This is a genomic window from Aquabacterium soli, from assembly GCF_003933735.1.
In the GTDB taxonomy this organism is placed as follows: Bacteria; Pseudomonadota; Gammaproteobacteria; order Burkholderiales; family Burkholderiaceae_C; genus Aquabacterium; species Aquabacterium soli.
Genome location: NZ_RSED01000016.1, coordinates 1 through 14933, shown reverse-complemented (window position 1 = coordinate 14933; position 14933 = coordinate 1). Strand labels below are relative to the sequence as shown.

Genomic DNA, 14933 nt, shown 5'->3' with positions numbered 1-14933 from the left:
GTTCTCGTCACTCGGTGGCTCCAGAAAAAGCGAGTTGCGTGCGCATGTGGTGATCGGCCTTGAGTGTGTGCCGCCGCTGCGCCGCGTTGTGGGATTCGGCCGCGCCCTGCGCCGCCTTCTGCAGCCAGGCCATGGCGTGCTCGGGCCAGGGGCCGCCGCCGTAGCGCGCCTGCAGCATCTTCAGGGTGGTGCCGCCATGCTTGTCGATCACCTCGTCGTCGAGCGCGACGATCGTGCGGCAGCTGCCGGGCTCGCCCTGGCGCGCGCCCCGGCCCACCAGCTGGCGGTCGATGCGGGCCGACTCGTGCCACTCGGTCAGCACCACGTGCAGGCCGCCACGGGCCAGCACCTCGGGCGCCACGGGAATGTCGGTGCCGCGGCCGGCCATGTTGGTGGCCACGGTGACCATGCCCGGCTGGCCGGCGCGCGCCACCAGCTCGGCCTCGTCGGCGTTCTGGCGGGCATTGAGCACCTGGTGCGGCACGCCTGCAGCCGTCAACGCCGCGCTGATGTCCTCCGACGCGCGCACGGAGCGCGTGCCCACCAGCACCGACTGGCCCACGGCCAGGCGCTCGCGCACATCGTCGACGATGGCGTGGTGCTTGGTGGGCTGGTCGGGCAGCAGGCGCGGCGGCAGGGTCACGCGGCGGCTGGGGCGGTTGGGCTCGATGCGCACCGTGCGCACCTTGAACACGCCGGCCGTCTCGCGCGAGACCTCGCGCAGGGTGCCGCTCATGCCCGACAGGCGCAGGTAGCGCGCGAAGAAGGTCTGGTAGGTCAGGCGGGCCAGCGTGCGGTTCTGCCCGCTGATCTTGCAGCCCTCCTTGACCTCGACCAGCTGGTGCAGGCCCTGCTCCCAGCTGCGGTCTGGCAGCAGGCGGCCGGTGAACTCGTCGACGATGACGATCTTGCCCTCGTGCACCACGTAGTGCTGGTCGCGCTTGAACACGTGCAGCGCGCGCAGGGCCTGCACGATGTAGTGCTCACGCACCCAGGCCACGCGCCAGAAACCCATCAGGGCATCGGGGCCCGTGTCGCCGTCGTGCTCGTCCCGTGCATCCATCTCGCGGGCCAGGTCTTCCAGCAGGGCCCGGCCTTCGTCCTTGAGCTCGGGCTGGCGGTGCGGCTCGACGAGGCGGTAGTGCAAAGGCGCCTGCATCGAGGCGGCCACGCGCAGCAGGTGTTCGTAGGCGCGGGTTTCTTCGCCGGCCTCGCGCGCGGCCGACAGGATCAATGGCGTGCGGGCCTCGTCGATCAGGATGCTGTCGGCCTCGTCGACGATGGCGAAGTGCAGGCCGCGCAGGCGCAGCGGCTCCTGGCTGTGCACCTGGCCGTGCAGGCGGCGCACCGTGAGCTGCGCGCGGCTGTGCACGCCGCGCGCGTTCACGCGGTCGCGCAGGTAGTCGAACACCACGTCCTTGTTGGTGCAGTAGGTCAGGTCCTGCGCGTACTCTACGTGGCGCAGGGCCTGGGCCACGCCGCTGTGCACCACACCCACACGCAACCCCAGGTAGCCGAACAGCGCCGACATCTTCTGCGCATCGCGCTGGGCCAGGTAGTCGTTGACGGTGATCACGTGCGTGGGCACGCCGGCCAGCGCGCCCACGCAGGCTGCGATGGCGGCCGTGAGCGTCTTGCCCTCGCCCGTGTCCAGCTCGATCAGGTGACCGCTGACCAGCATCCACGCACCATAGACCTGGGGCGGGTAGGCCAGCAGGCCCAGGGTGCGGCGGGCGGCCTCGCGCACCAGGGCCAGGGCGCGGACGCCCGCCTGGGCCTGACCGGTCACGAAGGCGCGTTCGGCGGCGGCGCGGGCCTGGGCCAGCAGCTCGGTCTGCGACAGCCCGTGCAGGGTCTCGCCCAAGGCCACCACCTGCGCCACGAAGCGCTGCTGCCGGCGCATGGCCTGGCGCTTGGGCGAGGGGCGGCTGAGCCACCAGCCCGAGGCCCAGCGGTCGAGTGCCCAATCGCCTTCATCCCGGCGCTCGACGAACAGGCGCGAAGCCAAGGGGATGTTCACCGGCGGCCAGGCGGCCAGTCGTTCACCACCGACGGGTCCACGCATCGACTCACGCATGGAAGTACCCCAGGAACAGGCGCCGCACCGAGCGCCACAGCCGGTAGCCCACCGGCTCCATGTCGTGCTCGAAACGCACGCTGGCGCGGCTGCCGATCAGGTGGTACGGAAAATCATCGGGCAAGGCCAGCTCATACTCGAAGTGCGAGATCAGCGCACGGCGGCCACTGTCGTCGCGCGGGTCGGTCACCACGCCACCGCCGCCCTGGCGGCCCAGCGCCGCGCTGGGCAGATCGCGCGAGGCCGAGGGCACGGCGCGCACCACCGTGGCCGGCCAGGCGCGGCCCGGGTCGAAGGGCACCTTGACCAGGATGCGGCGGGTGTGCGCGCGGATCAGGTTCTCGTCGACCTGGTCGACGATGATGCGCACGCGCGGCGCGGTGGGCGTGACCACGTAGGCCATCACCTGGCCCTGGCGCATGTAGCGGCCCTGCAGGTCTTCGCTGGCCGGCAGCCACAGCTGGCCGCTGGCGCCGCTTCGCACCACCAGTCGCTCATGCCGCTCATCGAGATGCGCCAGCACCTGGTTCTCGCGGGCCAGCGCGGGGGCGACCTGCGCGGCGAGCGTGGGGTCGACCGTCACGGCCGCGTCGTAGCGGATCTGCACGGTGTCGCGGCGGGCCTGCTGCACCGCGCGCTGGGCCGCCAGCACCGGCTCGACCAGGTTCAGCACGGGTTGGCCCGGGGCCAGCCGCTGGCCGGGCTGCGCCTGCATCTGCTCGACGAAGCCGCGCTGCCCGGCCCGCACGATGGCGTTCTCGGGCAGCCACAGCACGCCGTTGACCTGGGTGCGCAGGGGCATCGGGATCGCGAACAGCAAGACCAGCAGCGCACCCAGCACCGCGAGTGCGGCGCGCTGTCCACGGCGGCCGGCCTCGCGCGCCACCACCAGAGACCAGAAGCGGCCCAGGCCCTTGTACAGCGGCATGCCCAGGGTCATGCCCACGCTCCACACGGCCAGCAGCATGCCGATGGCGTAGTACTGCGTGGCCACGAAGATCGCGATGGAGAACATCACGATGCAGCGGTAGACGAAGGCCAGCGGCGCGTAGGCGATGAACCAGCCGGACTCGCCGGGCGCCATCGCGGGCGACAAGGCATCGCGCCGGCCCAGCAGGCGCGATTCGAACAGGTAGCCCCAGTAGCGCGTGGCCCGCTGCGCCAGGTTGGGGATTTCGATCGCATCGCTGAGCACGTAGTAGCCGTCGTAGCGCAGCAGCGGGTTGCCATTGAACAGCACCGTGGTCACGCTGGCCAGCACGGCCACGTCGTAGGCCAGGGCCTTGGGCGTGCCCGGCTCCAGCCAGAGCCACAGGTAAAAAGCACCGGCCGCGATGGCGATCTCGATCAGCATGCCCGCCGCGCCCACCAGCATGCGGTCGCGCTTGCGCGGAAAGGCCCATGAGCTGGAGGCCTCCACGTAGGGCACCGGCAGCAGGAGCAGCAGCATCACGCCCATGTCGTGCACCTCGCCGCCGCGCATCTTGCAGGCGATGCCGTGGGCCAGTTCGTGCAGCGCCTTGACCAGCGGGAACAGCAGGGCCAGCATCAGCAGGTTGTCCAGGGCCAGCAGGCGCTCGCTGACGTTGTGCGTGAGCTCGGGCCAGTGCGAGGCGGCCAGCACGATGGCCGGCAGCACCCACAGCAGCCAGGCCAGTGCGCCACCGCGGTTGAGCACCGGCCGCAGCCATTCGACCAAACGCCCCAGCAGGCGGTCGGGGTCGAAGATCGGCACGCGGATGGCCAGCGGGTTCATCACCTTGGACCAGCGGCGCTTGCGCGCCTGCCGGTGGTCTCGATCGCCCACCTCGCCCAGGTCGGGCAGGGTGTCGGTGGCCAGCAGGTCCATGCCGTGCAGCTGGCCCAGCAGCGCGAGGATGTCGTCCTGGCTGGGCGTGGCCTCATCGGCCTCGGAGGCCAGCTGCTGCCAGACGGCCTCCAGCGTGTGGCGGCCGTCGAGCAGGCCCATGATGCGCCAGGCCTGCGCATCGAAGCGGTGGAACTTGCCGTTCAGGCGGTCTTCGACCACGGTCCAGGGCTGGCCGCGGTAGCGGTGGGCGTGCAGGCGCAGGTGGTCCCGCAGGCGGGGCGCGATGCCCGCCACGCGGTACCAGTGGCTGCTGACCAGCTGGGCGCCTAGAGTCCCAGCGTCCATGCCGTGTACCGGATCCAGTTGCCCAGGCGGTGGAAGGCCTGCCACGCCAGGCTGTGCTCGCCCACGCTGACCTTGCCGACGCCTTCCATGCCGGGCTGCAGGTGCTCGGACCCGCCCTGCCCCGGCGCCTGTGCGTTCACCTCGGCCTCGACGCGGAAGCTGTTGCGGCCATCTTCTGCCGTGGCCACGGGCGACACCTTGCTCACCTTGATCGCCAGGCGCTCGCCGGGCAGGCCGGCCAGCACCAGCTCACCCACCTGGCCCTGGCGCAGGTGCACGATGTCGTGCTCGTCGACCTTCATCACCACGCGGTAGGCATTGAGCGGGGCCACCTCGAACAGCACCTTGCCCAGTTCGACCGGCGCGCCCAGCTGCTGCGACAGGTCGCCGCGCACCACGATGCCGTCGAAGGGCGCGGTGATGGCGACGCGGGCCAGCTTCTCGGTGACCATCGACAGCTCGGCATGCGCCTGCTCGGCCTCGGCCTGGGCCAGGCGCACATCGACGGGCTGGCCGCGTGCCATGGCCTCGCGCAGCTTGCGCTCGGCCAGTTCGGCCTCGGCCTGCCACTTGGCGGACTCGAGCTTGAGGTCACGGTCATCGAGACGGGCCAGCACATCGCCCTTCTTGACCGTGTCGCCTGCGCGCACCCGGGCCTCCTTGATGAAGCCCTCGAAGGGCGCCACGGCCGAGCGCTGCACGCGCCCCTCCACCGTGGCGGGCGAACGCACGCGGAAATCGACATTGACCACGCTGGCCAGCACCAGGGCCACCAGCGTCACGCCGCCGACCAGCTTCCAGCCTGGGTGGCGAGGGCCAACCAGTGCCGCCCACAGCTCGGCCGCGCGGTCACGGCCATGGGCCCACCAGCCGCGGGTGGCCGCATCTTGCAGGGCCAGGCCAGGGGCGAGGGCCAGCGCCAGGGTGTCCAGGAAGGTTTTCAGGTCATCCGACACGCGCTGGTCGAAATCGAGCAGCAGCGCGCCACGACAACGTCCCTGGTGTTCGAGCGGCAAGGCGATCACGCAGCGGGCCTGGGCCTCTTGCGCGTAATCGGCCAGCGCGCTGGCGGTGAGCAGCGGTGCGGTGCCTTCATCGATGTCCTGCACCGGGTGCACCTGCGCCTGCCCGCTGTCGGCCGCCTCGCGCAAGGCCTCGCGGGCCCGTGCGATCAGCGTCGAATGGGGTTCGAAGTGCGCCGTGCCGGACACGCTGACCACCTCGACATCGGCGCCCAGGCCCCCGCGCGTGACGCGGCCCAGCAGGGCACGCCGGCATGGCAGGGCTTCGGCCAGGCGGTTGACCACCCAGCGGCCTGCCTGCTCCGGGCCGGCCTCGGCCATCACGCCCAGCAGGATGTCCTGGAGCATGGCCGAGCGCTTGAGGCGCACGTCGCGCTCGATCAGGTGGCGGCGGTCGAACAGGCCGACCAGCCAGCCCGCGCCCCAATGCAGCAGGCGCAGGGCCTCTCGCACCGAGGCATCGCCACGGGACACCACGTGCAGCACCACCACGCCATAGGCCTGGTCGGCGCTCAGCAGCGGGTAGGCGCACTGCGCCAGGCCATTGCTTTCTTCGCGGACCACGCCGCGGCGCTCCACCAGCGCCTGCTGGGCCACATCGCCCAGGAAGGACATGTCCTGCTCGGGATCGGGCCAGACACCGGCGGGCGCGTAGCGGTCACCCTCGTCGTGCAGCAGCAGCAGGCCGGCCTGGGTGCCCGGCACCCATTGGCACAGGATGCCGAGCCAGGCACGACAGAGCTGATCAGACGTTTGCGCATTGACGAGCAGAGACCAGAAGTCCGCGCTGGCGCCAGCCTCGCTGCTGGTGCTGAAGCCGGTGCCCCAGCGCGGTTCGGAGCTGACCGCACCGACCACCGCGGCGGGTGTGGCGCCAGGCGCAGCGCTCATGCCAGGGCGGGCGCGTCCTGAAGCGTACCGTGCTGCGTGCGATCCTGCGCGCGGCGCCGGGCCAGCACGCCCGTGGCCACCCCCAGCCCGGCCAGCGCCAGAAGGCCGGCATCGGCCTCGGGCACGGCGGTGACGGAAGCGGTGCGGCTCAGCGTCACGAAGTCGCCCTCGTCGCTGTCGAAGTACTCGAAGGTCAGGCCAATGACGGCACTCTGCCCGACCGAGAGGCCTGCCAGGTCGTAGGTGTAGGTCAGGCGCAGCAGGCCATACAGAGGATCGGCGGACAGCGCCACACCTGCGGTGTAGTTGGGGCCCCAGGTGCCCGACGCATCCGTCAGTGCTGCCGGCACGGTGAAAACATCGTTCAGGGGCTGGCCGTTCCACGAGGCCGAACCGCCGCGGAATGTCAGCGGCACCGGCAGGGGATCGTCCAGTTGCAGGAAGAAGTCGAACACGGGCGCGCCCTGGTTGAAATCCAGCTCGAACGACACCGAGGCCGTGCTGTCCGGGTAGCCGCTGCCATGGGTGACCTCCAGGCCCACGGCCTGGGCCGTCGAGGCCGCCCAACAAAGACCCGCCACCGCCAGCGCCACCCCTTGCCGGGCGATGTGCGAGAAAGGACTCGTTCGGGCGGGAACAGGGTGGATCGCTTGATTCATGGCCGGGACTTCCTGAAGGCTGTAGGCTGATGTCGAGAGAGGTGGATGGGCTGGCAGGCAGCCCCTGATTGATAGCACAAACAGGGGCCTGCCTCAATGTGTGTTCGTGGGGGTTGCAGATGGCTTCGGTGCGGCTGTCAGCGTCCATGCATTGGCCTTCTTGCTGGATTTCGCCGCGTCGGACACCCAGCTGTCCAGCCAGATCCCGCTGGAGGTGCCCAGGTCGAAGGCCTTGGGTGCACCCGCGAAATCAAAGGCCGGCGTGGCCGCCACCTGCGGCGCAGGCGATGCGGCCGGAGCGGCCTGCGCCACAGGGGCCACGGCCGCGGCCCTGGCGAGCGATGGCGTGGGCAGCGGCGCCGGGATCGGCGGGATCTCCTTCTGCGGCCTGCCTGCCGCCTGCTGGTTCAGCAGGCTGGCATCGGCCAGGCTGAGCACCCCGTCGGCCTTGACGTCGCTGAGCAACAGCGGATCGACCAGCGGCCACGCCGCGTAGCCGGTGTCGGTGCGGTTCATCACCCGCTGCAGGCGCTGCACATCGGTCGCGGAGTAGGCGGCATCGCCCGAGGTGTCGCCCAGGTAGGCCACCACGTGCAGGCCGTCGTCGCTGCGCACCGGGCGTGCGCCGGCATCGATCTGCACCTGGCTCAGCCGCAGCAGGTGGCTGGCACCGTAGGCCGCGTCTGCCGGCACGTTGGCGGCCAGGTTGCCCAGCACGATCCTGCCGGCCCCCAGCGGGGCCGTCGTGACGATGCTGACCGTGAGCTGGCCCGCCACGCTGGTGTCGACCGACACGGTGCTGCCGGCCGGCAGCGTGCCGCCCGTGAAGCCCGTGACGTTCAGCAGCGCCGGGTCGTAGCGCAAGGTGAAGGCGATGCGGGTGGCACCGGCCGCGTTGTCCAGCGTGATGGGGAAGTTGAAGCCCGAGGCCGCGATGGCCAGGGCCTGGCCCGGGCCGCGCGCGATCTCGCCCACCGACAGAACCGCCGAGCTGCTGGGGGCCACCGTGAAGGTCTTGAGGTAGGCATCGCCCGCGGTGCCATCGCCATTGCCGTCCAGCAGGATGCCGTCGGCGGTGGCGAAGCCGTTGGCGCGCGAGGCCAGGCTCAGGCTGTAGCTGCCCGAGGCCAGCACGCCGCCGGTGCGCAGGAAGGTCAAGCCCGCGCCATCGGCGTCCAGCACCAGGCTGCCGCTGACCGGCTTGCCGTCCGGGCCGGTGAGGACCAGGTCGGCCGCGCCCAGGTTGGTCGGATCGCCCGTGTAGAGGTTGAGCTGGCTGGCGTCGACCGCGCGGTTGAAGCGCAGCGTGAAGCCCGAATCCGTCTGCGTGAAGGTGCTGACTTTCAGCGTGGGCGGGGCACTCACGGTGATGCTGACCGTGGCCGTGCGGGTGCTCAGGCCATCGCTGACGGTGTAGCTGAAGCTGTCGGTGCCCACGAAGCCCGCGGTCGGCGTGTAGCTGAAGCTGCCGTCGGGCAGCAGGGTGCCCGCGCCATGGCTGGCCGCCGTGCTGCCAACGATCACCAGGGCGTCGCCATCGACATCGCTGTCGTTGGCCAGCAAGCCGGCCAGCACAGGCACCGTCAGGGTCTGGCCCGAGGTCACGGTGTAGGCGTCGTCCGTGGCCACCGGCGCGTCGTTCACCGGCGTGACGCCGATGGTCACGGTGGCCGAGGCACTGCCGCCGCGCCCATCGCTCACGGTGTAGCTGAAGCTGTCGACACCATGGTAGTTGGCGGCCGGCGTGTACAGCACGGTGCGTGTGGCCGGATCGAAGGCGCCCAGCGTGCCATGCAGCGGTGCGGTGGTGAGTGCGAAGCCCAGCACATCGCCATCTGGATCGGCCACGCTGAGCACGATGGCCCGAGGCGTGTCCTCATCAAGGGTGACCGACTGGTTGCCGGCGATGGGCACGCCATTGGGCGCCACCACGTGCAGGGCCAGCGGGGCCGAGGTGTAGCTGCCATCCTCATCCGTCGCGGTGACGGTGATGGCGTAGTTGCCGCCCTGCGCATAGGTGAAGCTGGCGCCGGTGGCGCCGCCCGCCAGGGTGGTGGTCTGGCCATTGCCCCAGTTCACCACCCAGGCGCTGATGGTGTCCTGGCCCGGATCCGTCGCACCGAAGGTGATGGCGTACGGCGTGCCTGCATTGACCGAGGCCCCGCCCTGGACGGTGAGCGCCGGCGCCACGTTGGTGACAGTGACGCTGAAGGTGGCCTCCGTGCTGAGCGTGCCATCGCTGACGCGCACCGTGAAGGACTGCGTCAGCGCGCCGTCGGCCGGTGTCCAGCTGAACAGGCCCGTCGCGGCGTTGATGCTGGCACCCGGCACGCTGCCGACCAGGCTGTAGCTCAGGGTGCTGCCATCCGGATCGGTGCCCGGGATGGGCAGGCTGAGCGTCTGGCCTTCGGCCACGGTCTGGGGCGGGATGGCCGCGATCTGCGGCGCATCGTTCAAGGCGCGCACCGTGATCGTGACGGTGGCGGGCGCCGAGGTGGCCGCATTGCCGCCCGCGCCATCGGGATCGCCCCGGTCGGTGACGGTGTAGGTGAAGCTGTCGGTGCCGTTGAAATCGGCGTCGGGCGTGTAGACCCACACCCCGTCGGCGCCCTGCGTGAGGGTGCCGTGCTGCGGCGCCGTGCCGAGGTTGAAGGTGAGCTGCTCGCGCGGCGTCTCCACGTCCTGGGCCGGCAGCAGGATGCTGATCGCCGTGTCCTCGTCGGTCGCGGTGACCACGCCGGCGGCGGTGGGCACGTCGTTGACCGGCGTGACGTTGACCAGGACCTGGCCTTCGTCGCTGCCCAGGTTGCCATCGTCGACGCGGAAGCGGAAGCTGTCCGTGCCGTTGAAGTGGGCGTTCGGCGTGTAGCGGACGGTGCGCGCCACCGGATCGAAGTTGGTCAGCGTGCCGTGCTGCGGCTGGCCGACCAGGCTGAAGGCCAATGGGTCGCCATTCGGGTCGGTGCCGTTCAGGGTGATCAGGATCGAGCCATCCTCGGCCACGCTGGTCGTCGCGTCGGTGGCCGTCGGCGGGGTGTTGCCGGTGCGGTCGATGCGGAAGGTGCGGACATAGCTGTCGCCGCCCGTGCCATCGTTGTTGCCGTCGAGCGTGTTGCCCGCGGTGTCGAAGACACCCAGCACGCTCAGGCGGTACAGGCCGTTGGCCAGCGGGCCGTCGGGCAGTTGCAGCGTGAGGTTGGTCTCGGGGAAGGAGTAGCCCGGCTTGAGCGCGATGCGGCTGTCGTCGGAGGTGCCGAAGACGCCGTCGACACCGGCCGAGAGCAGCTCGTAGTTGGCCGGGCTGCGCGCCGAGACGCCGTCCAGCGCCTCGCTGAAGTTGATCTGCAGGCTGCTGAAGGCCGCGGGCGTGCTGCCGCCGTCGGCCGGCAGGTTGCTCACGCTCACCACACGCGGCGGGGTAGCGTCGCTGGAATCGCCCTGGAACTCATAGGCGCCGATGTCGTAGTACACCAAGCCCGGCGTGGGTGCCCACGTGAGCGAGGCCATGCCCGACAGGTCGCTCTGGCCATCGTACGGCGCGAGCACGTAGGTCTGGCCGTTGCCGGCAGACACGCCCACCGTGGGCGTGAGGCCGTTGGCGCTGGGGCCGTAGTCGAAGCGGAAGCTGCCGTTGGCGAACAGGGTGACCGAGAAGTTGACCGGGTTGGCCGTGCCCTCGACCACCGCTGCCCAGCGGATCGTCACCTGGCCGGCGACGGAGGCGTCGGCATAGACATCGCGCGTCGCGTCGGTGCCGGAGTAGGTGTTGAGGTTGTCCCACAGCGGCGCGATGCGGACGTTGCGCAGCAGGCCTTCCAGCGAGTTCTCGTTGCCATACCAGGACTGGTCCGGCCCTTCGAACTGCAGGAAGCCGTTCACGTTGATGGCGACCTGGGTGTAGGTCTTGCCGTAGAAGGTGAAGGCGAACGGCAGGGTGTAGTTGGTCGAGCCGTCGCTGGTGCGGTAGTTCAGCTTGGTGCCGCCGGCCACGAAGCTGCTGCCGGCACCGGCCGTGGCCACGTACAGCGGCAGGCCATCGCCGGTGTTCGGGCGGCTCGGGTCGTCGCGGCGCGGGCGGCCTTCGATGTCGGCCGCGGTGGCGACGTACATGTTGGCCGCATCGATGGCGGCCGAGTTGGCGCGCAGGCCGAAGTTGTCGTCGAAGCCGTTGCCGGTGATCAGGCCCTTTTCGCCCAGCACGTTGTCGGCACCGTCGATGTCCAGGAACAGCGGGTTACCCGCCAGGCTGTGCGCGTCCTGGCCGCTGGCCGTGCGCCAGGCGGCCAGCGTGGCCTGCTGCGTGCCGTTCCACAGGCCCACGCGGCCACCGGCCAGGGGGGTGTGGAAGAGGTTGTGGTCGGCCAGCAGCGTCGCCGTGCTGCCCGCCGCCACATTGACGCCGTAACCGGCATCCACCCAGACGATGTTGTTGTGGAGCTTGACGTTGGTTCCGGTGACGAGGATGGCATCGCCCACCGGCTGGTAGACGGTGTTGTTGCGCACCATGTCAGCGGCCGCATGCGCGCCGGCCACGGAGATGCCGGTGTTGGCATTGGCGTAAACGACGTTGTTCTCGATCAGCGAGTCGCGGTTGTCATGGATGCCGATGGCATTGCTGAAGACGCGGTTGCCCGAGATGCGCGCGTCGACACCGTAGATGCCGACCCTGGTGTTGGCGAACACCTGGTTGCCGGCGATCAGCGCGCCGTTCTGGCCGTAGATGCCCGAATCGTTGCGGTACACCAGGTTGCCGGACGCCTCTGCATTGGCGCTGATCAGCGAGATGCCGTAGACGTTGCTCGTCAGGTGGCTGTAGACCTCGTTGTGGCTGACCTTCACCCAGTTGTTGGCCTGCACGCCGCCCGAGGCGTTGTCGTGGACCAGGTTGTTGCGGATCTGGATGGCCTGGGCCTGCGTGCTGCCGTAGGCGTCGATGCCCCACTGGCTGTTGCCGTAGATCTGGCTGTTTTCGATCACGCCGCCCGCGCCCGACATCCACACGCCCACGCGGTTGCCGTGCACCGCCGAGCCCTGGATGGTGAAGGCATCGTTGCCGGTGTCGATGTAGAAGCCGTAGCCGGTGTTGGCCTGCGTGAAGCCGTAGACCTTGCTGGCCGCGACCGTGTTGCGGTCGCTGTCTGCCCCGCTGGCGGCCCACACGCCGATGCGTGCGCCGGTCAGGCTGACGTTCTCGATGCGCACATCATCGGCGCCCTGGAACTCGAACACCGCCGTGCCCGCGTTCGTGTTGCCGCGGTCCAGGATGGTGGCATGGCCCGGCTGGCTCGCGCCGCGGATCACCACGCCGCTGTCCTGCTCGCCCAGCACGATGTTGGTCGCCAGGCTGTAGGTGCCCGAATCCACATGGACGATGTCCCCGGGGTTCAGGTCGTACGCGCGCAGCAGCGCCGCCAGGCTGGCCATCGGCTTGTCCGCGCTCTTGCCCGAGTTCGCGTTGTCGCCCACCGCCGTCGTGTACTCGTCGCCCGCCAGGCTGGCGTCGTTGACGTAGTACACCTTGCCGCCGTTGGCGATCAGGAAGGCCTCGTCGCTCACGTCGCTGACCACCACCGGCCCCGAGGCCGGGTTGATCGTCGCCGTGGCGCGGATCAGCGCCGTGTTGCCCGCCGTCTCGGCCGTCGGCACCCACGTCGTCTGGCCCTGGCCGTAGCGGTCCACCCCCAGGCCCGTGGCGATCGTCGTCCAGCTGGCGCCGTTGTCCAGCGACACTTCCAGGCTCACCACCGGGTTGGCCACGCCCTGCGGGTTGAGGCGCCGCAGCTCGATGCCGCTGAGCACCGCGCCCCAGCTCGCGTTCTTGTTGATCAGCTCCAGGTTGATGCCGGCGCCACCGGCTGCATCCACCATGAAGCTGGCCGTGGTGGCCGTGCGGATCGCGCCGGCCGCCGTGCGGATGTCGTAGCCCGCCGCCTCCACCTCGCCATTGACGACGATGTCGAAGCTGCGCGTGCCGGCCGCGACGTTGTCCGGCTCGATGAAGTGCAGCACGATCTCGTACTGGCCGTCGGCCGCCGGGATCTGGTAGGCCATCTTGCTGCCCACGCCGCCCGGGGCATAGGCGTAGCTGCGGTACACGCCGTCCGGTGCTTCGCGCCCGGCCACGCCGCTCAGGTCGATGGCGGTGCCCGCCGCGATGCTGCCGACGTAGTTCGTGGGATCCAGCCGGTAGCCGCCCTGCGCCAGCCAGCGGCCGGCGCCCACGTTGCTGCCCGCATCCAGCAGGAACACCGTGTCGTAGGGCAGCAGGCCCGCGCTGCGCCAGTCGATCGTCACCGGCTCACCGGCCTCGATCTTCTCCAGCCCGTTGGGGCCCAGCACCTGGATCACCGGGTTGGCGCTCGGCGTGGCCTGGGCCGTGTTGCCGTAGGCGCCCAGGTCGATGCGCCCGCCGCTGGGCGCGCCTTCTGCCACGCTGGGGCTCAGCGGGTCGCCGCGGTCGATGGCCGGCGAGCTGGCCTGCAGGTGAAGGTTGTCGTCGGCGCCGAAGTCCCCGCCCACGCGCTCGATGCGGATCGCGTCTGCCGCCGTGCGCCCGATCAGGTTGTCCAGCACCACCTTGAGCGTGTCGCCCTCGATCCTGACCATGCCCAGGTTGACCCAGTTCGTGCCGCCCTCGGCAAAGCCACCGCTGGCCGCCCAGTACTGGCCGTAGCCGGCCGTGCCGATGGCCGTCTGGCCGTCGTAGGCGGTGTACACGCCTTGCGGGTTGTCGTTGCCCTGCAGCGCTGGCCAGGTCACGGCGATGCGGTAGTAGCCTGCGCTCAGGCCGCTGAAGGTCCAGCTGGCCTGGGCACTGCCCTCGCCCTGCACCGCGCCGCGCACGGCCTGCTGGCTGTCGCCGCCGCGGCCACTGGCCGGGCCTGGCGTCCAGGTGCCGCTCGTGCTGTAGCCGGCATCGCCATCGTCCAGGACGCGCACGCTGCCCGCCACCGTGCTGCCGTTCCAGCCCACCAGGTTGTCCACCCCGCCTTCATCGACGAAGCGCGGGTCGGCCGTCAGGCTGTTGCGGTCGAAGCCCACCTCGTAGAACCAGTCCACCCGGTTGGCAAAGGCGCGGTCTTCCCAGTACGCCAGCTTGGCGCCGGCGGCCAGGTGGAAGAGGTTGTAGTCGCTCTTGAAGCCCTGCTGGCTGTCGGAGGCCACGTTCAGCGCATAGCCGCTGCCGCGCACGCTCAGGATGTTGTTGACGATGCGGACGTTGTTGCTGCCCTGCACCACGATGGCGTCGGCCACGGTGGCGATCACCGTGTTGTTCTCCACCCGAGGCACGTCGCTGCTGATGGCCGCGCCGCTGACCAGGATGCCCGCGCCGCCGTTGCCTTCGATGACGTTGTTGTGCGCGTACGGCTGCCAGCTCGACAGGTACAGGCCCACGCCGCTGTTGCCGTGGACGTGGTTGCCCCAGGCCTCGGCCGAGTTGCCCAGGCTGATGCCGGTCACGTTGGCGAAGCTGCGGTTGCCTTCCAGGCGCCCGCTGTTGAGCGCGTACAGGCCCGTCGTGCTGCCCCACACGGTGTTGCCTGCCGCCAGCGTGTTGGCGCCGGAGGCCGTGATGCCCACGCCGCCGTTGTCGTCCTGGCCCCAGACCTCGTTGCCGCGCGCCTCGCTGTAGCCGCCCAGGTTGATGCCGGTGCCGCCGTTGTCGAACACGCGGTTGCCCTCGATCACCACGCGGTTGGCCTGNAGCCGCCGTTGTCGAACACGCGGTTGCCCTCGATCACCACGCGGTTGGCCTGGCTGGCGCCGCCACCCGTCGTGATGCCGCCGCTGCCGTTGCCGTACACGTTGTTGTCCGACACGCGTGAGCGGGCGCCCGTGAGGTCCACGCCCCAGCCGGCGTTGCGGTAGATCTCGTTGCCTTCGACCACCGCGTCCGTGCCGCCGATGGCCACCCCGCCGCTGCCGTTGTTCCACACCCGGCTGCCGGTCAGCGTGAAGAAGTCATTGCTCGTGTCGACCCACACCCCGCGGCCATTGCTCGCATTGCCGTAGATCCGGCTGTCCGACACCGTGATCCGGTCGCTGTCCGTGCTGCTGCCGGCGTACACGCCGTACCGCGCGCCGGTCAGGCTCAGGTGCTCCAGCTTCACATCATCGGCGCCCTGGAA

6 protein-coding genes are annotated in these 14933 nt (G+C 70.3%); all 6 read right to left on the bottom strand.

Annotation, left to right across the window (positions count from 1 at the left end; all coding sequences use genetic code 11):
* Positions 1-7 precede the first annotated feature (7 nt).
* The 6 genes from EIP75_RS17560 to EIP75_RS17540 all read right to left on the bottom strand — a co-directional run bounded on the left by EIP75_RS17560 (position 8) and on the right by EIP75_RS17540 (position 14915).
* Complete coding sequence (locus tag EIP75_RS17560; RefSeq protein WP_233584932.1) at positions 8-2065, bottom strand: preprotein translocase subunit SecA; 2058 nt, start codon at positions 2063-2065, stop codon at positions 8-10.
* 4 nt (positions 2066-2069) lie between these two features.
* On the bottom strand, positions 2070-4232 hold the full coding sequence (locus EIP75_RS17555) for a PqqD family peptide modification chaperone (RefSeq protein ID WP_125244587.1): 2163 nt from the start codon (positions 4230-4232) through the stop codon (positions 2070-2072).
* Entirely contained in the window at positions 4214-6145 is a 1932-nt protein-coding gene (locus EIP75_RS17550) for an efflux RND transporter periplasmic adaptor subunit (protein ID WP_158622895.1), read from the bottom strand. The genes EIP75_RS17555 and EIP75_RS17550 overlap by 19 nt, the downstream gene beginning before the upstream one ends.
* Positions 6142-6804: a hypothetical protein gene (locus EIP75_RS24170; protein ID WP_158622894.1), complete on the bottom strand. Its 663-nt coding sequence runs from the start codon at positions 6802-6804 to the stop codon at positions 6142-6144. Before EIP75_RS24170 ends, EIP75_RS17550 begins: the two co-directional genes overlap by 4 nt.
* Positions 6805-6897: 93 nt before the next feature.
* Positions 6898-14496: an Ig-like domain-containing protein gene (locus tag EIP75_RS17545; RefSeq protein ID WP_125244585.1), complete on the bottom strand. Its 7599-nt coding sequence runs from the start codon at positions 14494-14496 to the stop codon at positions 6898-6900.
* Positions 14490-14915, bottom strand: a complete 426-nt coding sequence (locus EIP75_RS17540; RefSeq protein ID WP_476561144.1) for a right-handed parallel beta-helix repeat-containing protein — start codon at positions 14913-14915, stop codon at positions 14490-14492. Before EIP75_RS17540 ends, EIP75_RS17545 begins: the two co-directional genes overlap by 7 nt.
* Positions 14916-14933 lie beyond the last annotated feature (18 nt).